Annotated in this window: 14 protein-coding genes; 4 read left to right on the forward strand and 10 right to left on the reverse strand. The window is 37.3% G+C overall.

The genetic code is table 11. The annotated features are described in order from the left end of the window. Positions 1 to 51 precede the first annotated feature (51 nt). The 3 genes from ACTIEI_RS00630 to ACTIEI_RS00640 are packed head-to-tail and all read left to right on the forward strand — an operon-like array spanning position 52 to position 4,343. Positions 52 to 1,356 (forward strand): MFS transporter, encoded by a 1,305-nt coding sequence (locus ACTIEI_RS00630; protein ID WP_439504337.1) that lies wholly within the window; start codon positions 52 to 54, stop codon positions 1,354 to 1,356. Positions 1,357 to 1,409: 53 nt separating this feature from the next. Then, positions 1,410 to 2,360 (forward strand): carbohydrate kinase family protein, encoded by a 951-nt coding sequence (locus ACTIEI_RS00635; protein WP_439504338.1) that lies wholly within the window; start codon positions 1,410 to 1,412, stop codon positions 2,358 to 2,360. 12 nt (positions 2,361 to 2,372) lie between these two features. Beyond that, positions 2,373 to 4,343 carry an amylosucrase gene (locus ACTIEI_RS00640; RefSeq protein WP_439504339.1) on the forward strand — a complete coding sequence of 657 codons (1,971 nt, stop codon included), beginning with the start codon at positions 2,373 to 2,375 and terminating at the stop codon, positions 4,341 to 4,343. A 5-nt stretch (positions 4,344 to 4,348) separates the two neighbouring features. Here the strand turns inward: ACTIEI_RS00640 and ACTIEI_RS00645 are convergent, their stop codons facing one another. The 4 genes from ACTIEI_RS00645 to ACTIEI_RS00660 are packed head-to-tail and all read right to left on the reverse strand — an operon-like array spanning position 4,349 to position 8,810. Continuing rightward, the gene (locus ACTIEI_RS00645) at positions 4,349 to 5,893 is read right to left on the reverse strand and encodes a phosphatase PAP2 family protein (RefSeq protein ID WP_439504340.1); all 1,545 of its coding nucleotides are present in this window, start codon (positions 5,891 to 5,893) and stop codon (positions 4,349 to 4,351) included. After that, complete coding sequence (locus ACTIEI_RS00650; protein WP_439504341.1) at positions 5,880 to 6,842, reverse strand: hypothetical protein; 963 nt, start codon at positions 6,840 to 6,842, stop codon at positions 5,880 to 5,882. Before ACTIEI_RS00650 ends, ACTIEI_RS00645 begins: the two co-directional genes overlap by 14 nt. Before the next feature lie 34 nt (positions 6,843 to 6,876). Beyond that, complete coding sequence (locus ACTIEI_RS00655) at positions 6,877 to 8,205, reverse strand: vanadium-dependent haloperoxidase (RefSeq protein ID WP_439504342.1); 1,329 nt, start codon at positions 8,203 to 8,205, stop codon at positions 6,877 to 6,879. Positions 8,206 to 8,252: 47 nt separating this feature from the next. Further along, positions 8,253 to 8,810 (reverse strand): hypothetical protein, encoded by a 558-nt coding sequence (locus ACTIEI_RS00660; RefSeq protein WP_439504343.1) that lies wholly within the window; start codon positions 8,808 to 8,810, stop codon positions 8,253 to 8,255. Between the two features lie 78 nt (positions 8,811 to 8,888). Between ACTIEI_RS00660 and ACTIEI_RS00665 the strand changes: the two genes are divergently transcribed. Continuing rightward, a complete protein-coding gene (locus ACTIEI_RS00665) occupies positions 8,889 to 9,815 on the forward strand; it encodes a hypothetical protein (RefSeq protein WP_439504344.1) in 927 nt (308 codons plus the stop codon). 33 nt (positions 9,816 to 9,848) lie between these two features. Here the strand turns inward: ACTIEI_RS00665 and ACTIEI_RS00670 are convergent, their stop codons facing one another. The 6 genes from ACTIEI_RS00670 to ACTIEI_RS00695 all read right to left on the reverse strand — a co-directional run bounded on the left by ACTIEI_RS00670 (position 9,849) and on the right by ACTIEI_RS00695 (position 25,416). Beyond that, positions 9,849 to 13,187, reverse strand: coding sequence for a VCBS repeat-containing protein (locus tag ACTIEI_RS00670; protein ID WP_439504345.1), 3,339 nt, complete (start codon positions 13,185 to 13,187; stop codon positions 9,849 to 9,851). 5 nt (positions 13,188 to 13,192) lie between these two features. Then, a complete protein-coding gene (locus ACTIEI_RS00675; protein WP_439504346.1) occupies positions 13,193 to 16,504 on the reverse strand; it encodes a VCBS repeat-containing protein in 3,312 nt (1,103 codons plus the stop codon). A 125-nt stretch (positions 16,505 to 16,629) separates the two neighbouring features. Continuing rightward, positions 16,630 to 18,243 carry a RagB/SusD family nutrient uptake outer membrane protein gene (locus tag ACTIEI_RS00680; protein ID WP_439504347.1) on the reverse strand — a complete coding sequence of 538 codons (1,614 nt, stop codon included), beginning with the start codon at positions 18,241 to 18,243 and terminating at the stop codon, positions 16,630 to 16,632. A 27-nt stretch (positions 18,244 to 18,270) separates the two neighbouring features. After that, the gene (locus ACTIEI_RS00685; protein WP_439504348.1) at positions 18,271 to 21,330 is read right to left on the reverse strand and encodes a SusC/RagA family TonB-linked outer membrane protein; all 3,060 of its coding nucleotides are present in this window, start codon (positions 21,328 to 21,330) and stop codon (positions 18,271 to 18,273) included. Positions 21,331 to 21,683: 353 nt separating this feature from the next. Continuing rightward, positions 21,684 to 24,704 carry a WD40/YVTN/BNR-like repeat-containing protein gene (locus tag ACTIEI_RS00690; RefSeq protein WP_439504349.1) on the reverse strand — a complete coding sequence of 1,007 codons (3,021 nt, stop codon included), beginning with the start codon at positions 24,702 to 24,704 and terminating at the stop codon, positions 21,684 to 21,686. Between the two features lie 10 nt (positions 24,705 to 24,714). Then, positions 24,715 to 25,416, reverse strand: a complete 702-nt coding sequence (locus ACTIEI_RS00695; RefSeq protein WP_439504350.1) for a hypothetical protein — start codon at positions 25,414 to 25,416, stop codon at positions 24,715 to 24,717. Positions 25,417 to 25,450 lie beyond the last annotated feature (34 nt).

The following is a 25,450-nucleotide window of genomic DNA, read 5'->3' on the forward strand; positions in this document are numbered from 1 at the left end:
TTAAAGACTAACTATTCTACTATGCAATTGAGCAAGCCAAAACTCAGCTTCATGCAAATCATTAACATGAATGTGGGTTTCTTTGGAATTCAGTACAGCTTTGGATTACAGCAAAGTGCGGTGAATCCCATTTATGATTTTTTAGGTGCCAAGCCCGATGAAATTCCCTTACTTAATTTAGCGGGGCCAATGACAGGCTTATTGATACAACCGATCATTGGCGTATTGAGCGATCGTACCTGGCATCCTCGCTTTGGCAGAAGAAAACCCTACTTTTTTATTGGTGCTTTATTTTGTAGTCTTTGTTTATTCTTATATCCATTTAGTACCACATTATGGATGGCTGCGGGATTATTATGGGTATTAGATGCTGCCAACAATACTGCGATGGAACCTTATCGTGCTTTCATCGCCGATAAACTACCAGCGCCACAATTAGCAACTGGTTTTTTAACGCAAAGTTTTTTTACAGGCTTGGGGATCACCCTTGCCAATATTTCTTTGTTCATTTTTCAAAAATATATTCCTGGTCAGCATGGCGCTATTCCTTACTGGGTTTTTGGCTCATTCTTTTTAGGCTCCATTTGTTCTATTAGTTCGGTGATGTGGAGCATTAGCAAAACACCTGAAATTCCACCGACCCCTGAAGAATTAGCCGCTTTACGTGCGCAAAAAAAAGGAATATTGCAGCCCTTTATAGAAATAGGAGAAGCCATTGTGCATATGCCAGCTGTTATGTGGAAGTTAGCATTGGTCTACTTATTTCAATGGTATGCGCTGTTTTGTTATTGGCAAAATGCATCCAAGAGTATTGCAGCATCTGTTTGGAAAACAAGCCCGTCTGATAATAAAACCCTGTATGAAGAAGCGGTGGGTTGGGCAGGTTTGGTAAATGGTTGGTATAATGTGGTTACTTTTTTATCTGCTTTTGGATTGGTTTGGATGGCAAAGAAATTCTCCCCTAAGAAAGTGCATATTGTATGCTTATTGATGGCTGGTATTGCTTTATTATGGTTCCCTCTTATTGAAAATAAGTTTTTACTTTTTGTTCCAATGGCAGGATTTGGTATTGCATGGGCCAGCATGATGGGCATTCCTTACTTGATGGTGGTGAATGATATACCCAAAGAAAAATATGGCGTATACATGGGTATCATCAATATGATGATTGTTATTCCAATGATATTGCAGACCACTACTTTTGGTTGGATTCTGCATACTTTCTTAGGAAACAATTCAAGCAATGCGATTTCATTTGCAGGTGTTTTATTGCTGTTGGCCTGCGCGGCAACTTTTTTAATTAAAGACGTTAAACCTGAAGAAGAAATTCAAGCGGTATCCGTTGGAGGACATTAATGAATAATCAACTGAATTTGTTTTTCTTATTTATATAAATGAAATTTTTTTCAATGAAAATTCTCTGTATTGGCGAAGCCTTAATTGATATGATTTGTACCGACAAAGGCATGACTTTATCGGAGGGATCTAATTTCTTAAAAAAGACGGGCGGTGCTCCCACCAATGTGGCAGCTGCTATTGCGGCTTTAGGGGGCACTGTAGACTTGGCTGCTAAAGTAGGTAAAGACCCATTTGGCAAACAACTCATTCAAACCATGGAATCTTTTGGGGTTGGTACCAAAGCAATGTTAGAAGATCCGCATCACTTTACCACTTTTGCTTTTGTTTCTTTAATGCATGATGGGGAAAGAGATTTCGTGTTTAATAGGGGGGCAGATGGCCAACTTTCCATTGATGATGTAGACGCTATCAATTTAAATAATGTAGGAATTATTCATTTTGGATCGGCCACAGGTTTTTTGCCTGGGCCTCTGCAAGCTGCCTATTTACACCTCTTAGAAAAAGCGCTGCACCATAAAATTCTTATTAGCTTCGATCCTAACTATCGGCATTTATTATTCCCCAATAACACCGAGACTTTTGTTAATCAGAGCTGGCATTTCTTGCGCAATTGTAATTTTTTTAAAGTGAGTGACGAAGAAGCCATGTTGCTCACCAATACCCATTCATTACAAGAAGCTACTGCGATATTATTGAAAGAAACCTCGGGGGTATTTACCATTACATTAGGGAAAGATGGTACTTTATTGGGATTAAATGGACAACAATATATCATTGAATCAATTCCGATAAAACCAGTGGATACTACAGGTGCGGGAGATGCATTTGTTGGCGCTGTTTTGTATCAATTAAGTCATTTAGAACCATCAGCTATTCAAACACTTTCATTAGCTGATTGGAATAAAATAATTTTGAACGCCAATAAAGCGGGCGCAAGAACCTGTGAGTACATGGGTGCAATGGAAGCTTTCAAATATTTAAACAATCAAATTTTCAAGTAAACTATTTTATACGTGTATCAATATTTGCTTCATCAAAAAATCAAACAAATTTGTAACGAACAGTTATTGGATATAGCTGGAGTAGACCATGCTTTCTATGTTCGATTTGTTGCCAATGCCAATACTTTACAAGATTTATATAATAGCATTTATGGTAATCAAAAAAATGCAGTACAAGACTTTGATGCATTATTGGTTTTACTAATTGAATCATACAAACTTCGTAAGCCTGCATTTAAAAAAAGAGACCTAATAAAAGAACAAGAAGCAGCTTGGTTTACCAGTAATCAAATTACTGGGATGAGTTTATATGTAGATCGGTTTGCGGGCAACTTAAATAAAATGTCCGAACAACTACCCTACTTACAAGAATTGGGTATCAATTTTTTACACTTAATGCCATTATTTCAAAGCCCCGAAGGAGAGAGCGATGGCGGTTATGCAGTTTCTGATTTTAGAAAAATTGACCCACGCTTTGGCACACTTAACGAGTTTAAATTATTACAAGAGAAAATGCAAGCTTTGGGTATGTACCTGATGATTGATATTGTATTAAATCATACTTCACATCATCATGAATGGGCCCTAAAAGCTAAAGCAGGAGAAAAAGAATTTCAAGACTATTATTATATGTATGATAGTAGAGAAATTCCCGATCAATTTGACGCTACCATGCCCGAAATTTTCCCAGAATCTTCTCCCGGTAGTTTTTCTTATGTACCCGAATGTAATAAATGGGCAATGACGGTTTTTCATCATTATCAGTGGGACTTGAATTATTCAAACCCCGCTGTTTTTAAGGCAATGCTCTCCAATATTTTCTTTTATGCAAATTTGGGAGTAGATATTCTACGGATTGACGCCCCCGCTTTTATTTGGAAACAGTTGGGAACTACTTGTCAAAATTTACCACAGGCACATACCCTGTTGCGTTTGATAAAACAGTGCGTACATATTGCAACACCGGGCATGGCATTATTGGGTGAAGCTATTGTTGCCCCTAAAGAAATCATGAAATATTTTGGCACCGATTCATTCACTGCTAAAGAATGCGATGTTGCTTACAATGCCACTCAAATGGCATTACAATGGGATGCATTGGCAACTGGAGATACACGTGTTATGCTGGCTGCGCAACATGAGCTCTTACAAAAGCCCTTTGGTACTACCTGGATTACCTATACCCGTTGTCATGATGATATTGGTTTAGGTTATGATGACAGCATGATTGCAGCGGCAGGATTTAATGCATACGAACATCGTAAATTTTTAAAAGAATACTACTCAGGCAATTTTCATAACTCACCAGCAACAGGTGCTTTATTTTCGGTGAACCCCAAAACACAAGATGCTCGTATTAGCGGGAGTTTGGCTTCCCTTTGTGGACTAGAAAAAGCCATTGAAGCAGTTTCTGCAACTGAGAGTGATTCAGTAAACAGTACTGCTATTGACACTGCTATTGCAAAAATTATTTTAATGCAAGCGCAGTCGATGTTTTTAGGCGGAATCCCTATGTTATTTTATGGAGATGAAGTAGGTTATACGAATGATTATAGTTATTTGGGAGATCCAGGTAAAAGTTATGATAATCGTTGGATGCATCGTCCCATCATTGATTGGAATAAAAATGCATTAGCAAAAGTAGAAGGAACAATTGAAAACCGAATTTTTAGTGCAACCCAACAATTGATTCAATTGAGAAAATCATTCGATGTTTTTTCAGACAAAAAAAATATCACTTGGCTAAGTCCGCATAATATACATGTTGCAGGATTTATTAGGGGTAATCAAAATCAAGCAATTTATTGCCTATTCAATTTTAGCAACAAAGCCGCTTATATCACCTGGTATCTATTTAAAGAACATGGATTTAAACCAACCTATTTAAAAGATCATTGGTCGGGTAAAAAACACCTGGTAGGATCCGATCACGAGTATCTCGTGATGGAACCCTACCAGTTTGCTGTTTTTGAAATAGTTTAATTTGTTTAGTTGGCTCCATCGCTTTGCGCTCTTGTAATAGCGAAATTGCCCACTTTAACGCCTTGTGAGAATCCTATCTCACAGTCTGATCGATAATGTATACCACCAAATAACCTAGATTCAGATGCTTCTTTAGCCATTGCAAAATAAGCTGAGGCTCTCGTTGGATTGATATGGCCTAAAATAGTTGCTGCCGCCGCGCTAAAAGTTGAATGGCCTGAAGTATAGGCAGGAAAATTAGGAAGCCCTGTTTGTGTTTTAATAGAGGGGTCTATTTGTAATGGCCTTGGATTAAAATAGGCAAACTTAGTATCCCAGCAGGTGATTGCAGCATCCATTCCCGCCATATTTAAAAGCGCTAAATTCCTTGCCCATCTCACTTCACTGAAACGTTGTTTTACAAAATCATCCGCAGCAATAGCATTCCAATGACCAGGCGGTGTATAAGTTCCAACACCATCCGCCCAAAAATGAACAATCGCAATTTGCTGTCTGGTTGCATTTTTAGCATAATATCTTACTTCTTCTAATTCTTTTCTAAATTTTTCAGACTTAGTAGAAGGGGGTGCAGCAGGTCTAAGTGAAATGGTTGTTAATGAATCAAATAAAAATGGCTTCACTCTACCAAAAAATGGCAACATAGGAGGACGTTTTGGAAGCTCTTGACTGATCCATGGTATTTCTCCCGTTGCAGCAGTTTGTGTTTCTAATTCCGCCCATTGCGTAGGTGTGCCAATTGCTCTAGACATATTATCCGATGCTGCTCTTGCAATTACTTTAGCAGCTACTTGCCTAGCTAATTGAACACCTGCTTCAATGTCGGATCTCGTATTCATACCTGCCATAATTCTTGAAAGCATATGCTGATCTGCTTTTTGTTGTATGTAAGCAATATCTGCTGGGAATAATAGCTTGAGCATTTCTACACTAACTGCTGCAACTACAGCATCTTCACTTGGATAAGAGGGCAGGTTGGTGGCAGGTACTAAAGGCTTGATATTCGCATCAATTGCATGTGGTGCAGCTCGATTATACAATCGTTTATAATAGAACGCTGCAACTAATGCATCATACTGTGCAACACTTACATAAGCATAAGCTCTTGCCGCGTAAGGTGGATTGGCAAATGGAAATTCTGGATACCCAAATGGATTGGCAGCTGAAGGCGTTGGATAGGACCCATCAGGATTATTGACTGGCGGTAAATTTCTTTTAGCTACTAATTCACGCAAGATTTCGTTCCACCTCAACACTCCACCTGCGCTCCAATATTGAATGCTGGCTCTTTGTTCTGCAGTAAGTGTAGCTTGAAAACCTTTGATTTCAGTAAGTTCTCTGTTGTAAACAGCTATATTGGTTGGTGTAGGCGCAGCCAAAGGAAATTCGTTAGCAGCATTTAACACCACTGGCTTCCAGTCTCCTGCATTGGCATCTGTATTGGTTGGATTTATGGGTTCATACATTGTATGCCTTTCTTCAATCGTCCGTTTACATCCAACCACTACCGATGCAAAAAAGAGGATAAATAAAATGATATTATTTTTTTTCATCTGAATCAGTTTTGTTGTTTGAAGATTTAGTGAAGTCTAAAATATAAAAGACACCAGCGCTGATGGAAGTGGCTTGACCCATATTTCTTCCTGCTACTGTATACATAGCATTACCAACTGCCGACAAGCCTTCTACCTTTCCAAAATTGTACTTGAAACCCAACCCAATTCTAGTGGCATTCATTTGATTGCTTAAAAAAGGCATATTATTTCTGGAGATATCAAAGCCCCCATTTGTTTGCATAATGTCTACAATGGCTTCGGCATAACCTTTTCCGCTTCTGTATCCTGTTCGAAAGTTTAAATTGGCCATATTGGGCATTTCTACCTGATCGGTGTAGTGCATCCTTGTTGTGTAATAGGCAGTTCGATCAATGGTAACATTACTACGAGAAAAAACTGCTGCAGATGCGGTAGTGAAAAAATTACCCAATTGATAATCAGCCATCAATCTTGCCATTACATTTTTGGACCCAAGTCCAATTGAAAGTGGCAAATAATCCTTCACATAATTAGTCAGTGGCATTGAATACGACCCTAATGCATACACAGCAAAATCTGCTTTTCCAATGGTTGTTTCAATAGGCATCCATTTTACTGTGAGGGTTAAATCCTGTATACCATGTCTTCCAATTAAAGTGCCCGCTGATGCTTTATTATTGAAATAGGGTACTGAAAAAAGAATATTCAGATTATCCTTTATCCCGTAGTTTCCCATAATGCCAATCATTTGAGAACTTACTGATCCTAAATTTGGATTGTCGCGTTTTAATGTTCCTTCCCAATAATTTTTCCAAGAACTGTTCCCGTACATAAAACCTGTACAGAAATTATTTTTAGCCATCATCAACGCATCCATATCTGTTTGTGCGTGCGAATAGATTGTCATAACTGCAAATGCAGTAGACATGGCAATCCCCTTTAGGGTTTGCCTTAATATTTTTTTCATGAATGATTTCTGTTAAGAAATAAATAAATGATAGTTACTTTTTCATCTTCAGTTTGGTCGCAATATGCTTACCCACTTTTTGTCCTATATCAGTACTGATGATACAAGAATTGTGAAAATGTAATCCACCGTAAAATCTGGCCCAATTGTTTTCTTCAGCCGCGTGTCGGAATGATTTGAAACTTCTATTGGCAATACCAAATTCTAATTCAGTTGAATCTGTATAAGCGAAATTATCTCCATATACACTGGTCAATGCTTCTGCTGCTGCAGAAGAAATGGTTGAATGTCCACAAGTATATTCTGGAAATGCAGGTGTTTGCAAATAGGGTCTCCAGTTGATATCAATGTATTGATTAATCACTGTTTCCGGACGTACTGTATTGTACTTGTACTTAACATACCAGCATTGTATAAATGCATCAAATAATGCGATAGCTGTTTTAGTGGTTGCGTAAATGGTTTCAGCGTAATCACTTTTTGCTTGCTTTGCAGCAATTCCGACTACACTCATCCAATGTCCCGGAGGTGAGAACTTTTTACTACCAAACATTACATGCCCCGTTACATTCATTTTGAATGGATTGTCGTCCCAAAATTCAGCTATATGTTTTTGTTCAGGTGTTAAACTATCAATCGCATTTTTGATGGCAATTACTTCTTGATAATATTTACTGTTCTTATCTTTTATATTAAAAGCTGGTGGTGGCGCGGGTTCATATATACTAGCGCTATCAATTACCATAGTTCTTATTTCCATCCAATGTGGTTCTGCTGCAGAAGCGTACATTGGTGGGGTGGGAACCCATCTTCCTGGTTCTTTAGTGACAGTGTATTTTTCGGCCCCTCTGGTTTCTAAATAATTGTCTTTTTTGCTCCACCTGATGATGGCTGCACTTACACTATCCGCAAGCAATTTAGAAGCTTTTTCCACCTTTGACGGAAGACCTTGTTTTCTAGCCAACTCCATAATACTGTCTGTATAAACTTGCATGCTTCCCTCTGGAAAGGTTACTGACTCCCCTACTTTAGCATAAGCCAATAATGCAGCTAATTTCCAATCGGTATCAGGTGAAGAAGCAGGTAGTTTTAGTTCGGGCAGCCCGTTCAATTGACCGCCTAAAGAATGGTATTGGCTAACATTACTTGCTGCCATTACTTCATAAGCAGCTATCGCCGCATACGCATAATTTCGAGATGCAACCATGGGTGGAAAATTATTTCCCATAACCACTGTATTCAACTCATGAACGGTTTTGCTAAATAAGATTGGATTGTGCAAAAAGTTTTTATACTCAGTATTATTATTGCATGAAATCAAGGCTATAACAAGAAAGCCAAGCACCGCCAAGCGCTTTAACATAGAAAATTAATTAAAAAGTAAATAAATGGATGCTTAATATGCCAGCATTAGGCTTGAGGCGGACGCTCTAAAAATGAGGTATAATCAGCTAAAGCAAACATTGGGTTGCTCAATTGAAAGGCTTTAGGAATGTCTCCATCACGAAACTGCCAGGTAAAGCAATGGTCACCTGTAAAGTCGGACAATGAGAACTTATGTATAGGTTGCTGATTGGATGACTGATCATTATTACTACTGCTATTAAAATTAGCAGCTAGACTTAAAAATTGATCTCTTGCATTACGAATGCTAATCTTATCAATATTGGGTACGCAGAGTAATTCTAATGAATCTTTAAAAAATCGACGCTTCACAAAATGATAAGTAACCCCATTGATGTCAATATCGCCTGTTGCACTCTCAAATGTGGCAGAGTTTGGACCATATGGAGTACTTGCAGCTATCTTTAAATGAATTAAACTAGCTTCGTCGTATTCGTCTTGAAATAGACTGGTCTGGAAATCCTGATCTGATTTGGTTTCTAAATAACTAAGCAGCAGGTTGTATCCGCCCCAGCTAAAGAGTAGCAAACACAAGGATAATATGGTGAAACCCTTCTTCAACACAATAAAAATAGTTTTAATTTTTTACATTTAAAATATTTTATTTTTGTTTTTAGTCGTACCAAATACAACAAAAAGAATATGAAAAAAGGATTATACATAATAGTGCCGATTTTGCTTTTTTTGACCATTTCCTATTTACTTCCTACTGAAAAACCTACAACCGAAACCATTTCTGTTCAAATGCCGGTTGACGCCATCACTAGAGTGGTAACTAGTCAAAAAGATTGGGCTAAATGGTTTCCAGGCACTAAAGTGAACGACAGTGTTTATACTTATTATGAATCAACTATCACGATTCACAAGGTTTTAATGAATGGATTTAAAGCAACCATGAATAATAAAGGAATTGAAGTAGACCTTGATTTTTCTTTTATAGCCGACTACAATGCCAAGAGTAGTTTCACTTTAAAAACGGTAATGAAGATTTCTTACAATCCATTGCTACGCTTTAAACAGTTCCTATCATTAAATGGCGTTGAAAATGATTGCAAAAGATTACTTTACCAAATGCAAGACTATTTTTCAGATGTTGAGAAAGTTTACGGTTTCCCTATCCAAATGCAAAAAGTTCCTAATTCCTCTTATGTTTCTGCAAAACAAACTTATGATCACGAACCAACTACTGATGAAATTTATGCGCTCATAGACGAAGTGAATGAATTTATTGATGGAGTTGAAGTGAAAATTGTAAACTATCCCATTCTAAATGTTTTTAAGGAAGACTCTATTAATTATACCGCAATGGTTGCGGTTGCTACTGAAAGAGATATTCCCTCCAATGGTAAGTTCATGCTAAAAAATATGATGCTTGGCAATATAGTAGTTTGCGAAGTAACTGGAGATAAAAATGTAATTCGTCAATGCAATGATGCAGTAAAAAATTATGTTCAAGACCATCGCAAAACCAGTCCTGCCATTTCATTTGAGCGATTAATTACCAATAGGAGAACCGTTCGGGACAGCACAAAATGGAGAACTACCATTAATTATCCTGTATTTCAATAATTGAATACCATCAATGTTAAAGACAAGTTAGGTTTACTTAGTTTTGAGTACTTGAAGGGGGCCATTGTTTTTAGCTAAAATCCAACAAGATTGGTTTCCAATTCTTATTGGAGTGGCATTTCTAACTTCACCTTCAACCAATAATGATCCTAATAAATTAGCTTTTGCTGAACCGTTGGTTGGCCATTGGAGCACTGTGCCAAAATCAGCATCTTGTTTTCCTATTTCAATATTATTGTATCCAAAATTGCCTAACAATAAATGCATGGGTCTGCTTTGTGTAGGATCTTTAAAAGGAATTGCTACCCGATAATTGCTAAGTTGTGCATTTGCAGGCATTGCAATTGGTTCAAAATTACCCTTACCCTTACTGATTAAAACGCTGTTCGCAAATTGTGTTGCTTTTAATTGAATTGCTTTATTCAATTTCTCTTTTTCAAATAGTTGATCCAATGTGGCATTTGCAAAATCTGCTGCATAAAGAAATTTCTTTTTTAATACAGGCAAAGATTTTTCTAATTGAATTTTACTGGCAAAAGGTATTTCTTTTCCATTTAAATAATAAGTGATCACTTGCTCAGTCCTTCCATTATTATCAAAATCATTTAGATACATAGTAACTGGCTCGGCTTCACTTGCTTTTAATCGGCTATTTAAGCCAAAATTTCCGGCAATAATATCTTGAGTTCCATCACCATTAACATCAGTTATTGTTAGTGATTGCCACCAACCGTTTTGATTTAAAAGTGTCTGTTTAGAATAAGTTTGACCTTTCTTATAATACGCATCAATTGTTCCCCAAGCACTGCTTAATAAGAGGTCTTTTTTTCCATCTTGATTTAAATCTACAAAATGGGCATCAGTTACCATACCAGGATTCATCAGCTCTTTTGAAAAGCTAATAGTGACATCATTGAATTTTCCTTTTCCATCGTTCTGCAATAAATAACTTCTTGGAGCTATCCCGTTTTTCCATGGCTCTACCCTACCTGCAATAAATAAATCGATATGTCCATCCCCATTAATATCATCTGCTATAATCTTACTTTGAGTTGTGTAGATAGCGGTGAATGCATCTAATTTTCTAGCCAAATTACCTTTCCCATCATTTAGATACAATAGAGGCAATAGATGTGGGTCTTCACCGTAATATTCATTTCCCCCACTGGCAATTACCAAATCTTTTGCTCCATCTTTATTGACGTCTACCCAAATCGCATCTGTATTTTCCCACATAGAATCTTGCAATAATGCAGGCTGTGGCATTGGTTTGAATATTCCATTCTTTGTTTGAACATATACCGCATTATGAAAGGTTTTTGAAGCCCCTACAAAAACGTCTTCCAGTCCATCTCCGTTAATATCTGCAACAGCCAAGGCAGGGCCTTCTGCAGAAACCATATATGGTATCAGCGGTTCGCGATCAAATTCATTAAAAGGATTTTCTTTATGCAAATAATTCAGCTGTGTTGAAAGGGTAATATCTTCAAAATAAGTAGGTGCAAGGTTTTGTTGTTGAGATGTGTTTTTTTCAAAACGATATTTTGGTAGCCCGCTTTGGTAAACAATTTTTTGTGTGTGCCCCGCATTCAACTGAATTCTTTCAAAACTTTGATCAGGCCAAATAAGTATTGCCGAATCTGGTTTGATTTGATCCAACCCAACGATTAAAGGAATTTGCATACTCGATAAAAAACCATGAACTGGAAATTGTTCCTGTGTGTAAACTTGGTCTTTAGCGTAAACCAACAGCTTTGCTCCAACCGCAAAACGATTTTGTGGTGATCCTTCTAAAATGATACTTGCATAATTTTTTGCTGCACTATCCGTATTGGTATTATTCTGGTAAACCAGTACGGGGTCGTTGATATTATTGACAACAATATCTAAATCACCATCGTTATCTAAGTCGGCGTATACCGCACCATTAGAAAAACTATTTGGATTATTTTGAATATTACTACTGATATTATTAAAACTGAATGCCCCTTTATTTAAGAAAAATTGATTCGGTATTTTAATTTCTGGAAACTGATTTATCAAAGTCAAGTCTTTGCTTTCTAAACTATTGTTTTTTAGTTTTTCCTGTAAGGCTTCTCCAGAAACAAAATTGATATAATCAATATCGTTCATTCTTTTGGGTATTCCGTTCGAAACAAATAAGTCTTTATTACCATCGTTATTAAAATCCATCCACAACGATGCCCAACTCCAATCGGTCGCATGAATACCTGCGTATTGCCCTACTTCACTAAAGCGATTATTGCCTCGATTATATTGCAAATTATTTCTTGCATATTGATACGTATATCCAAATGCCAATTTGTTCTGGAAAATATTGTAATCGTCTTCAGACAAGGACCTTCTGAGCATATAAGATTCATAGGGCAGCATGTCCATCGAAACAATTTCTGGGAGTCCATCATTATTTGCATCTGCTATATCTACCCCCATGGTAAATTGACTGGTATGCATGAGTTGTGTTCTTCCCTTCTCTTCAAACTGTCCTTTCTGGTTATTGATATACAAATAATCATTCTCATGAAAATCGTTCCCTACATAGATATCTGGCCATCCATCTAAGTTGATATCAGCCACTGCAACACCCAATCCATACCCGATTTTAGACCCATTGATTCCAACCGTTCGGGTGATATCTGTAAAACGTCCTGTAACAGTTCCAGCAGTACTCAACTTGGTATCGTTGCGATAAAATTTTTGTCCTGCCAGTGAGTCAAATGTATTTTCGAAATTTTTTCTTGGAGCATAATTTCCATCATGATTCACAGAGTGATTTAATAAAAACAGATCAAGATCTCCATCGCCATCATAATCTAAAAATGCAGCTTGTGTGCTAAAGCCAGAAAAATCTAATCCGTATTGAGTAGCCTGATCTTCGTAATGGGGTATCCCATTTTCGTCAATTTTGGTGCATACCAATAATTGATTTTTTCCCTTTAACACTTTGTAATTGCCTACACGACAAATATAGATATCTAGTAAGCCATCATTGTTGATGTCAACAATTGAGACCCCCGTACTCCATGCGCTATCTGCTGGAATTCCCGAAAGTTTGGTTATATCTTCAAATTGCATTTCGCCTTTATTCAAAAAAAGGCGATTAGATTGTTGATTAGCTGCGAAAAATAAATCCACTTTTCCATCCTTGTTGAAGTCTCCCGCTCCTACCCCTGCACCATTATAATAGTACATGTAAGAGAATAAATTAAAGTCTGTTGTGGGGATTAATGTATTAGTGAAGTTTAAGCCTGTTTTAGCCGATTCAATCGGAGTAAACAAACTGTTTTCCTGTTTACTTTTACATGAAACGAGTACAACCAGTAATAAAATGTAACGATTCAAATACTTCATAGTCCCTATTTTTTTACTGCACCGGTTTTTCGAAAATATACTGGATACTCGTTATTCTGCATGAATAAATAACCCAACTGATTATTGAAACGCAATGGCAAAATCTGTTTGATTTGTCCATTAATACTTACACCAGATTGTTGCGGACTTGCAACAGAAAAACCACCCTTCCCATTCCCTAACAAGAGGTTTCCATAAGAAGCATCAATGCTACAAAACTGTGGTAATAAATCAAAAAAGTTACCCGCTGCTAAAATATCTACATGACCATCCCCATTCATGTCTTCTACCACCATCGACTGAATACTGGATAACTGTAATTGATAAGGAAGTGCCTGTATGGTGAACCCTTTGTTTGAATTATTGACTGCTATGATTGAAGCACCTGTGTTAACTGAAAGAACCCTTGCATCCGATAGTGTATTTGGAAATAATTCTTGCATTGTTTTGGGTGCAAAATCTTGGTGCTTTAAATTTTCTTTTTTAAGGGCAGGTAATTGTTCGGTTATATCCTTCTTTAAAAACACAGGCATATCTTTTCCATTCAGCGTATGACTAAATATTTTTTCGATGGTACCGTTTTTGTCAAAATCTTTTAAAAAGACTTTTACTGGAGCATCTTTACTTGCGCGCAAATAAAAATTCTCTCCTAAATTTCCAAAGACTAAATCCTGGTCTCCATCTTTATCTATATCAGCAGCAACAAGCGTTTGCCACCATCCTAGTTGGTTTTCTAATCCAGTTTTTTCTTCAATAAATTTTTTCCCATTAAAATGGTAAACATGAGGATACATCCACTCTCCTGTCACTACCAACTCTGGCTGATCATTTCCAAAAACATTTGCATAAACCGCTCCAGTAATCATACCCAAATTACTTAAGAAGGGTGCAACAGTCGCGCTTACTTCTTTAAAAATACCATTCCCCTCGTTGTGGTATAAAAAACTCTTCGGTGCAATTCCATATTGTTGTGGCTCACTTCTACTTCCAATAAAAATATCCATCTTTCCATCCGAATCATAATCCAATGGAATTGCTATACCACAATTGGTATGACTGATTAGAAACGCACCAGGTTTTAAGGAAAATCCACCCTTGCTATTATTGATATAAAGTTGATTCTGATATAAGTCTGAATTAGCAGGCGCAGTGTTTCCGCCGCCTCCTACAAATAAATCTTGATCTCCATCTTCATCTGCATCAAAGAAAAAAGCAGCAGTTACATCATTGAATTTATATTTATTAAAATCATCTACTATTTGAAGCTTGAACCCTGTTTTTGTTTGAAAGTATAATTGGCTGGCTTGTCCATTGGCACCTCCAATAAATAAGTCTTCTAATCCATCCCCGTTTAAATCAGCAGCCGCAGCTTTAGGACCCAACTTACTCAACATGAATGGAATATTCCTTTCGATATAAAAATCTACTTGATCGTCTTCGGTATGTTTTACTAATTCTACTGTAGTTTGCTGTAATAAAGGAACTGCGGGCTTTGCATCACTAAGTCGGAAAGGCTTAGCTGTTTTTGCATCATAAACGATTTTATGCAATTGATTAACACCTGGCTTTAAAAGGGTAGTGGTAGACCTATTCGGCCAAATAATTTGCATAGAATCTGGGAGATTTTTACCTAAGCCAATCGTTTGTTTATATTCTACAGAACTTTGAAAACCCTTACTCGGTATTAATTCTCTGGTTATGATTTGGTTGCCTTGGAATACTTTAATGGTACTACCAATTGCAAAAGGATTAGGATTGCTATAGGTTAAAGAAACCGCAATAAATTGTTCTTTATTTTGTTCGCGACTTTTATTCTTATAAATCGTAGCAGGCTGATTAACATTATTAATAACTAAATCTAAATCGCCATCATTGTCTAAATCTGCATAAGCAGCTCCATTGGAAAAACTAGGTTTATCTAACCCCCAGTTAGTACTTTCATTTGAGAATTTAAGATCCCCTCTATTCTTAAACATACTATTTGGAATAGGTACAGAAGGCATTTTATCTATTACAGTATTCACTTGTTCTTTCTTGCCATTTAACACCATTTGATTCACTACATCGTTGGCAAAAAAATCAATGAAATCTTGATCGGTAACGTCTCTGTAAATTCCATTACAAACTAAAATATCAGCTAACCCATCATTATCTGCATCAAACATTAAAGCCCCCCAACTCCAATCACTAGCTGCTACCCCACTGTAAAAAGCTGTTTCTAAGAACTTTCCTTCCCCATTATTTACTTGCAAGGCATTTTGAGTAAACTGATTAAAAAAGTCTTGGTTTTTCTTAAGCATAAAAACATCATAGCTTTCAAATGAGGTATTAGTCTTTAGTCTATAATCGTCACCTGGCAACATATCCGTGGTAAAAATATCTGGCTTACCATCGTTGTTGATGTCTTGCAAATCTGCTCCCATTGAGGAGAAACTAATATGTTGCGTTCTACTAGAAAGTTCATCTTTAAATGTTCCATTCTTTTGATTGATGTACAAATAATCTTTTTCGAAAAAATCATTAGAAACATATACATCTGGATATCCATCTAAATTAACATCTCCCACAGTTACCCCTAAACCGAAGCTGATAATACTACCATAGATTCCTGCTTCCTTTGTAACTTCTATGTATTTGCCATTTTCATTTTTATACAAATGGTCTCCCCCACCTTTTAAGAACTCAGCAAAAGGTGCTTGTGCGTCTGGAATACTACGCATATTGGCGTAATTAAGGGTATTCACAGGAATAGGGCTATTATTAACCAAAAAACAATCTAGGTCTCCATCTAAATCATAATCAAAAAAGCTAGCCTGCGTTGAATAACCATCATTGTCTAGACCATAACTCGCCGCAGATTCTGTGAATGTGTTGTTTTTATTATTGAGGTAGAGTTTATTTTTTCGCTTCGCTTTTTGCAACATATTACCAGCATTGCAAACATAAATATCTAACCAGCCATCTGCATTGATGTCTACAAAAACTACTCCTGTACTCCACTCTCCATCATAGGTAATTCCCGCTTTTTGCGTAATGTCTTCAAATTCGAAATTGCCTTTATTTAAATATAATTTGTTGGCACTTTGATTGGCAGTAAAAAAAACTTCAGGCAATCCATCATTATTTAAATCACCGGTTGCAACACCTCCTCCATTATAAAAATTACGGTACTTAAATACATTAAATGCATCTGACTCAGTTAACGTATTCGTAAACTGAATATTGGTTTTCACTTCTTCAAATAAGGTTTCTTTTTGCTTGTATTTACAAGCACCCAACAATACCAACGCCACAAACAATACAGCTATTTTTTTCATACGCATACGCTAAAATACAGAATCAAACTCTTACCCTACCCTTTAAGAACATTTAAATTTGGCCAAAAAAAATCCCTCCGAATCTTTTCAGACTTGGAGGGATTAGTATCAAAAAACCGAAGATTTTAGTATCCGAAGTTTTGCTTCAAGTTAGGGTTAGAAGACAATGAAATGGTTGGAATTGGATAAACCACTTTGTATGCATCAGATGCATTTGGTCTTTCTTCAACAGGAGCGTTGAATACACCAAAACGAATCATGTCAGTTCTTCTGTGACCTTCCAAATACAATTCACGACCTCTTTCAGCTAACAATGCAGGAAGAGTTACAGCTGCTAGAGCAGTTGTTCTACGCTTAGAACGCAAATCGTTCACAATTGATAAAGCTGTTTCGCCGTTAGCACCTGTTGTACCACCTCTTAATAAAGCTTCCGCTTTCATTAAGCGAACATCAGAGAAACGGAAGAAAGGAAACTCGTTAGCACTTCCCCATCCACCACCATTGATTTCGTTTGGATTGAGAGGAAATTTATTTACACGAATACCACTTGCTTCACCATTAAAGAAGATAGATGCGTTACGAGTAAAAACCAATGGGTTACCACTTCTATCAAACAAGTTGCCAATTGGATCACCAACTTCTCCTGGCTCTTTAGGGTTACCTGGTTTTACCGGACCACGAGCTTGACCTACCAATAGACCAGCAGTTGGCCCCACTCTATTAGTGTATCCAGCCAAGGTATCGCTCCTACGAACGTCGTTACCTTCGAAGCTATCGTAGAATTGAGCCAATGTAACGAAACCATTCCAGCTTGATGGACGTTGGTTATAGTGCCAGCTTTGGCAAGTTTGCCATACTAGGTTTGCACCATTTCCAGCTCTTGCATCACCACCTGGTTTACGAACAAAAATGTTCTCTGAAGATGCTGTACCATTGTCCCACTTAAAGTTATCCCAGTAGTAAGAATCAATAGACAAGTTGGTATTAGCCGCAATTAAGTTGCAATACTCAATTACCTTATTCATATCTGCAGCAGCAAAAGTATAAGGACCAGCTGGCTTAGTAGGATCTTGCTTATAAACAGCTTTGTTTAAGTAAGCTTTCGCTAATAAAGCCCATGCAGCTTCTTTAGTTGCCTGTCCGCGATTACCTCCATTGTAAGCAGGTAATGCAGGAACTGCAGCTTCTAATTCTGCAATGATTGCATCAATAGCAGCAGATCTGGTTAAAACATCAGGAATTGCATTTGCAGCTGCAGTAGCAGGTCTTGATTGTACTTGACCATAAATATCGCATACCAAGAAACGGAAATAAGCTCTTAAGAACTGTCCTTCTGCTTTTTCTAAACCAGTTTTGGTTTCAGCAATCAAAGTGGTTTGAAACAATGCACCATTTAAACCATTCCAAGTATCGTTGATTTGGTTATGGTCAGGACCCCAAGTATGAAGGTGTAAACGACGCCATGTACCAAAATCGTCCCAGTCGGTACCACGTGTTGGTCCCATGATTTCATCGGTGGAATGCTCTTGCAATCCAAACCAGTTACCCTGGCCACCGGTTAATTGGTTTAACTGCTCATAAACCGCAGCAATTGAAGGGGCTGAAGGAGCACCACTCGCTTGGTTTGGAGCGATGGAGTTTGGTGCCTCCAACTTTGGATCAAGCTTGGAACAAGACGTGATCGCAAGTACACTTACTGCCGCAGCAGGTAAAATGTAGCTTTTTATTAAATTTTTCATATTGATCAATGTTTTTGTTTTTCTATATTAAAACCCTACGTTAACACCTACAGTAATAACCATTGGTCTTGGATACTGAGTGTAATCAAATCCACGAGAAGGAATTCCACCAATATTCTTGTCTACGTTTACTTCTGGATCAATACCAGAGTATTTGCTGAACAATGCTAAGTTTTGGCCAGATGCAAAAGCAGTTAAAGTTTTAATTGCTTTTCCGCTCTTAATGTCAAATGCATAACTTAAGTTCAAATTCGCTAAACGAATAAAGTCTCCCTTTTCTAAGAACCTTGTTGAAACAGAACCTGGGTTAAATGGATTCTCAGGACCGTTACCTACAGCATTGGTTACATTATGTGCGTTACGTAAGCTTCCTTTTAAGAACAACGCATTCGCAGTATTGTTGTAAACATAATGTCCGGTTACCGCATTTAAGAATACACTTAAATTCCATCTGCCATAAGAAAAGTTGTTGGTTAAACCAGCAAACATTTTAGGCAATGCAGTACCAACCAATTGGTTAGCAGCACCTGCTGCATAACGTGCGTTACCGTTACCATCAAATCCTTGGAAAACAGGCATTGACCAAGTAAAGATTGGAGAACCATTGGTTAAGGTTTGTGCAAAAGCACCTGTTAAACCTTGTCCATCTACTTGACCAGTATTAATAGCTGATGGTAATCCAGTTACATTATTGCTAACAGTAGTTAAGTTCGCATTAATATCCCAATTGAATTTGTTTCCTTTCACTACTTTGTAGTTAACACTAAATTCCCAGCCTTTGTTGGTTACATTACCAGGTAAGTTAATCCACCAGTTAGATTGAGGTGCAAATCCACCAGGAGTTGGAGCAAAGAACAACATATTGGTACGTTCGTTCTTATAGTAATCTACCGTTGCAGATAAACGACCATTCTTAGTAGTGAAGTCTACTCCTACACCAGTTGTAGCCACTTCTTCCCATCTTAGATTAGGATTACCTTGCTGAATGAAACGAGTAACTGGACCATTACCTACGTCAAATGTTTGTTGTAGATTTAATGCAGCATAAGAACCTAGGTTATCTTGGCTACCCAAAATACCATAGTTGGCTCTGATATTGAAGTCACTAAATAACTTACCTAATGTATTCTTAGCCCAAGACTCTTCTAATACTCTCCATTTGAAAGCAAATGCAGGGAAAGTTCCGTAACGATTGTTAGAACCAAACTTAGAAGATCCGTCAGATCTTACAGTAGCGGTGAAGAAATACTTATCGTTGTAAGTATAGTTTACACGAGCAAATACAGACTGTAATTCGTTTCTGTCAAAACCAGGAAGAAAGTTTGCAAAATTTCTAAACTTACTAAAGTCTTTTACGAAAACATCGGTTGGAGCAACAACTGGTGTGTTTAATCCCCATCCAAATCTCGCACTATAGTTATTTTGGAAACTCTGATAAGAATAACCTGCCACTGCATTGATTGCATGTACATTGTTAAATGTCTTATCATAAGTAAAATAATGTTCAATCAAAGTAGACTTGGTTTCTAGATTTTGTCTAGTTCCACGACCATTTCCTTGAATTGGATTTTGGTAATCTCTACCAAATACGTTGATAGTTCCACCGTAGGCATTTGTACCCAAACGAGGATCAAAAAAAGCAGTACGCTCAGAGGTAGAATTATCTAAACCAAGCACAGCTCTATAAGATAAGCTTGGAGTGATTTGATAAGTGGCAGATAAGTTAGTTAAGAATCTGTTCACAAAATCACGATCATCCATATAAGCTAGCATTTGAACTGGGTTACGCTGATCACCTGGTTGGAAGAATGATCCATCCCTATTATAAATAGGATTAGTTGGATTGAATTGTAAAGCAGCACCCAATAAAGAACCTTGGTAACCCGCATTGTTAGACAATGGAGCATATTGGTTCTTTGTGTTAGAATAGGTAATATTTGCTTCTAACTTCAGTTTATCATTGAATAATTTTTGTCCTAAGTTAGCACGAGCAGTTATACGCTTTAATCCGCTGTTTCTTACAATACCTTGTTGATCATCGTAAGAAGCACTTAAACGAGCAGTAGTACCTTTATTACTATAAGCCCAGCTTAAATTGTAATTCTGAGAAATAGCTTGACGGAAAATTTGGTCTTGCCAATCGGTGTTTGCACCATTGTCAATTCCTCTAACCGCTTCACCTGCAGCAACTGGATCTGAACCACCATCAATGTTTGCTTTTTTAGCAGCCAACAAAAAGTCTTGTGCATTCATTAAGTCATAACGACGCTGTGTATTTGCTAAGCTAGTAGTTGCTCCAAAATTAAATACGCCAGCTTTTCCACCTCTACCTTGTTTGGTAGTGATTAAGATAACACCGTTTGCACCTCTAGATCCGTAGATCGCAGCAGCAGATGCATCTTTTAATACAGTGATACTTTCAATATCATTCGGGTTTAAGAAAATCAATGGATTTTTTGGAGTAGATCCACCTACAACACCACCAGAAGAATTCAATGTACCACCTTGAATCAACGGAACTCCGTCAATTACATATAATGGCTCTTGTGCACCACTGATAGATCCTGTACCTCTGATATTGATTGTTGCAGCAGCACCTGGTTCACCGGTAGATGGAGTAACCAACACACCTGGTGTACGGCCTTGCAACAACTGATCTGGAGAAGCAATTTGACCTTTGTTAAAGTCTTTCTCCGTAACACGCGCAACAGATCCTGTTACGTCTTTTGATTTTCTAGCACCATAACCAATTACCACAACATCACTTAACGCATCAGCGGTTGATGTTAATTTAGCATCGGCAGTGTTTGATGCAGAAACATTCACTTCTACATTACCAAAACCAGCGAATGAAATCACTAAAGTTTTTGTTGAAGAAGGAACGGTTAATTTGTAGGAACCATCTGCACCCGTTTGGGTACCTGTTGAAGTTCCTTTAGCTACTACAGATGCACCCGCAAGTGGTGATCCGTCTTTTGAGTCAGTTACCTTTCCGGTAACTGTTTTCGTTTGCGCATGCGAGAAGATGGCAAACAGACAAGCGAAGGCTCCCATCAAAATGGGCCTGGCAAGCAGTCTTAGATTCATAAATGGCAGTTTACTGGTTATTAAGCGTGTACAAAATACACATTTTTGGCATTAAATAAAATTTTTGTTAATTTTTATTAAGAAATTAAGAAAAAAATATTCGACACCGATAAATGAGTGATTTGTACCTTTTTTATGACCATCGCTCAATATAAAACGTTGCATCAATTAACAAAGTTTTTAATGAGTAGACGGTTATTTAAAACGCAAATATGTTTGTTATAGTGTCAAAATGCAGCTTAAAAAAAGATAAAAAATTAAAAGAAATAACAAAAGCGCACATTCTCGCATATTATGCACAAAAAAGCCGCAAATAACACTGAATTATTTGCGGCTTTACGAGTTATTAAGACTTAAAGTAATTGCTTCAATCTGGTTTTAAAACCCTTCATTTCTGTCTCTAAAACATTAATTCCTTTCTCTTGACCCTCAGACAATGGCTCTAGAGCTGTTACCAAATCAAGGTAAAAATCACTGATTCTTTTCCTGAATTTGGTTTCATCAAAAAAGATGGATTTTCGATTCAATTCTATTAGCTCTCTTTTAAATGAGTCCAATGCTTTTATCTTTTGACCAATTTCATCTGAACTAGGCATTTTATTCCAAGCTGCTAGTTTAACATCAATGGTGTCTACCATATCAGCTAATTGTTCTTGTAACAAGAAAACGCGCATACTTTGTTGATGTAATTTTTGCAAAGCCATTTCACTCAATCCAGCAGCTGGATTAGGCAATACGGCTAACATTTGCTCACTACTATCCTTTCCTGCTTTTACAACAATGCGATATTTTCCTGCAGGAACTTTAGGGCCATAAAATCCCGCATATTGTATTGATGATTGTGCCACAAATCCTCCTTTTGCAACTCTTGGAGGATTAGAAGTAAGGGTCCAATAAACTTTGTTCAATCCTTTTAATCCAGTACCATTCAAGTCTTTAATTTTTTGGTTTGCAGCATTATAAATGGCAATTTTAACCACATCATTGCTGCGTTCTTTTAAGTAATAATAGAATGTTGGTGCCAATGATTTACTAGCTCCTACATAGCCCACTAAATTGGATGCTGCTTGAGGATATTGTGCACCATATTCATACTTAAATGATTGGATGGGATAAAACAACAAAGATTTATTCAAATCAGATTTAACCATTTCTCTTAAAGGCTGAATATCATCAATAATATAAACACCTCTACCATGGGTTGCAATGATTAAATCATTCGTAATAGGATGAATTTTAATATCCCTAACTAAGCTGTACCAAGGTAAGTTTTGGTACTTACTTCTCATCCAAGTTTTACCTGCATTTAATGAGATAAAAAATCCAGATTCTGTCCCAAGAAAAAGTAATTCTGGTGCTTTCGGATCTTCTCTAATGATGTGGGCAAACCCAGTAAACTCCTCTGATTCAAATTTTGTAAAACTATTACCGCCATCATTACTCACTAACGCATAAGTATTGTTATCTCCATACATATGATGATCTAGTGTTACAAAAATTCTATTGGCATCATGTACAGACAGTTCTATACTACTAATCCAAGCATTTGCAGGCACGCCCGCTTTTACAAATGCGTTCGCTTTATTCGTCCAAGTTTTCCCCCCATTATTGGTAAACATTAAATTACCATCATCTGTTCCTACCCAAATAATATTTTCATTTTTTGGGTGCTGCACAATGGTAAAAATGGTACAATGATTTTCTGCACTGGTATTATCACCAGTTACACTTTCGCTGGTTTCAGCTTTATTTTGAATGGCTTTATTATTGGTAGTTAAATCCGGAGAAATTCTTTCCCAATTTCTTCCATTGTCTCTCGACCTAAATAAATACTGCGCACCTACATACAAATTGCTTTGCGAATTACCAGTAGCAGACTTCGTGCTAGATTTAGCAGTAACAATAGGTGTATTCCAATTCCAACGATGATCCTCTTCACCTGCTTGTTTCTTTGGCTTTATGCCAGCAGATAAACCAGTTCTTAAATTGATTCGATACATTTCCCCACCCTGCGATTCTGCGTAAACTATTTTCTCATCAATTGCATCTGGCTGCACCCAAAAACCATCTCCACCCCCAAGCGCTTTCCAGTCGGTAGCTGCAACCCCGCCTGGTGCAGTATTAGGGGCCATCCAATTGTTGTTGTCTTGTAATCCCCCATAAATATTATAAGGCGATTGATTATCGATACTTACATGGTAAAATTGGGGAACAGGCAAGTTGTTTAAGAACTGCCAAGTAACGCCCTTGTTATAACTTAAGTAAACACCCCCATCGGTACCCAAAAACAACATATCGGTATTAGATGGATTGATCCATAAAGCATGATGATCTGCGTGTGGAGCAACACCACCAATTACCGTATTTGCAAATGTTGCGCCGCCATCATTGGAATAATTAAAATCATAAGCAGGTCTGTAAACACGCTTAGGATCTTTCGGATCAATAACCAAAGTGCTAAAATAAAAAGGTCTAGCAGTTAAGCCTGTTGCGGAAGTGAGTTTTGTCCAAGTTTCGCCCTCGTCATTGGATTGATATAAAGCAGATTCTTTGGCTTCAACCAATGCCAAAACTTGTGAAGGTTTAGATGGATTAATAGTCACCACAATTCTACCCAAATTACCTTCTGGTAAACCTTTTGTTAGTTTATTCCAAGTCTTTCCACCATCTACAGATTTATAAAATGCAGAGCCTGATCCACCAGAAACAAAAGAAAAAGGTTTACGCCTAAATTCCCAAGTTGATGCGAAAACAATATTGGGATTGGTTGGATGAACGGCAACATCAGCACATCCAGTATTTGCATTGATAAATAAAATCTTTTCCCAGGTTTTTCCTGCATCAGTAGACTTATATAAACCACGATGCGTAGAGGACTTAAACAATGGACCAGGAGCTGCTACATACACTACTTTTTTATCAGCAGGATCGATTGCGATTTTACTGATATGCTCGGTACTATCTAAGCCAATCTTTTGCCAATTAGATCCACCGTCGGTTGTTTTATACAAACCCGCACCAATAGAAACTGAATTTCGCATATTGCTTTCACCAGTTCCAGCATATACCACTCTTGCACTACCCGGCTCTAAAGCCAATGCACCAATAGATTGATTGTATTTATCAAAAATTGGCGTGAAAGATTGACCTCCATTTTGACTTTTCCAAATACCACCTCCTGCCGTACCCACGTATAGATTAAGTTGTGCATCTGCATAAGCACCTTCAATTGCAGTAATTCTTCCACTCATGGTAGAAGGGCCCAAAGCCCTTGCTCCCATTACTTGAAACTGCGCAGTATTAAAAGAGGGAATATTTTGTGCATGCAATAAAATGCCCATGCCTGAAATCAGGGCAACAAGAAGTACTCTCATTTAGTTTGGTTTAGTTACCTGAAAAAATTGCTGCGTCGATAGTAGGATTGATTGTCACTTTTTTAGTAACCATCATCATCATGCCCATATCAGATTTGAAAGCCATTTTAATACCATTCTCTAATGTTTGATAGTCTAGGTATTTAACTGCTTGTTTCATTTCTTGTCCTTGTTGCTTCACAGTTGATTCTTCCTTATAAATTAAACCTGTAGTAAGGTCAAAGAAATAAACTTTTTCGTTTCCGTTCTTGGTCACTAATTTCAATTTATGATAAGCTGTTCCTTCTTCTTCTTCCTTACCTAAATACTCCACAGTAGAACCTTTTTCCTTATAGTTCACAAACTCATCTTGAACGTCTAACTCATCCAATTTAGTCTTCAATTCATCTTCTGTAATGGCTTCTAAACTAGTTTTACCCATTAAAGGATTTTGAGACCAACCTTTGGTAGGAGTAGTAATGTCAATGATTTTGCTGCCCTGAAATTCTGCATCCACACGCATACCCTTCATATGAACGGCTTGCATGGTAAATGGAATGGCAATACCCTGCACTTCAATTTGACCTTCTACTTTTAAAGACTGAATTTTACTCCACTTGTCTGCACCGCCAATAGCAGTTACATACTTGTTAATTACTTCCTCTGCAGTTTGAGCCGAAAGGCTGATTACAGAAGCTACTAAAACAAAAACCGACAGCAAAACCTTTTTCATAAAATGGTATTTAATTAATTTACTTATGAGTATA

The sequence above is a fragment of the Sediminibacterium sp. genome, assembly GCF_051860225.1.
In the GTDB taxonomy this organism is placed as follows: Bacteria; Bacteroidota; Bacteroidia; order Chitinophagales; family Chitinophagaceae; genus Sediminibacterium.

What these genes read in the sequence shown, in the direction of transcription:
- ACTIEI_RS00630 (WP_439504337.1), top strand. Translation starts at nt 52, where the DNA reads ATGCAAATCATTAACATGAATGTGGGTTTCTTTGGAATTCAGTACAGC.
- ACTIEI_RS00635 (WP_439504338.1), top strand. Translation starts at nt 1,410, where the DNA reads ATGAAAATTCTCTGTATTGGCGAAGCCTTAATTGATATGATTTGTACC.
- ACTIEI_RS00645 (WP_439504340.1), bottom strand. Translation starts at nt 5,893, where the DNA reads ATGAAAAAAAATAATATCATTTTATTTATCCTCTTTTTTGCATCGGTA.
- ACTIEI_RS00650 (WP_439504341.1), bottom strand. Translation starts at nt 6,842, where the DNA reads ATGAAAAAAATATTAAGGCAAACCCTAAAGGGGATTGCCATGTCTACT.
- ACTIEI_RS00655 (WP_439504342.1), bottom strand. Translation starts at nt 8,205, where the DNA reads ATGTTAAAGCGCTTGGCGGTGCTTGGCTTTCTTGTTATAGCCTTGATT.
- ACTIEI_RS00665 (WP_439504344.1), top strand. Translation starts at nt 8,889, where the DNA reads ATGAAAAAAGGATTATACATAATAGTGCCGATTTTGCTTTTTTTGACC.
- ACTIEI_RS00670 (WP_439504345.1), bottom strand. Translation starts at nt 13,187, where the DNA reads ATGAAGTATTTGAATCGTTACATTTTATTACTGGTTGTACTCGTTTCA.
- ACTIEI_RS00675 (WP_439504346.1), bottom strand. Translation starts at nt 16,504, where the DNA reads ATGAAAAAAATAGCTGTATTGTTTGTGGCGTTGGTATTGTTGGGTGCT.
- ACTIEI_RS00680 (WP_439504347.1), bottom strand. Translation starts at nt 18,243, where the DNA reads ATGAAAAATTTAATAAAAAGCTACATTTTACCTGCTGCGGCAGTAAGT.
- ACTIEI_RS00685 (WP_439504348.1), bottom strand. Translation starts at nt 21,330, where the DNA reads ATGAATCTAAGACTGCTTGCCAGGCCCATTTTGATGGGAGCCTTCGCT.
- ACTIEI_RS00690 (WP_439504349.1), bottom strand. Translation starts at nt 24,704, where the DNA reads ATGAGAGTACTTCTTGTTGCCCTGATTTCAGGCATGGGCATTTTATTG.
- ACTIEI_RS00695 (WP_439504350.1), bottom strand. Translation starts at nt 25,416, where the DNA reads ATGAAAAAGGTTTTGCTGTCGGTTTTTGTTTTAGTAGCTTCTGTAATC.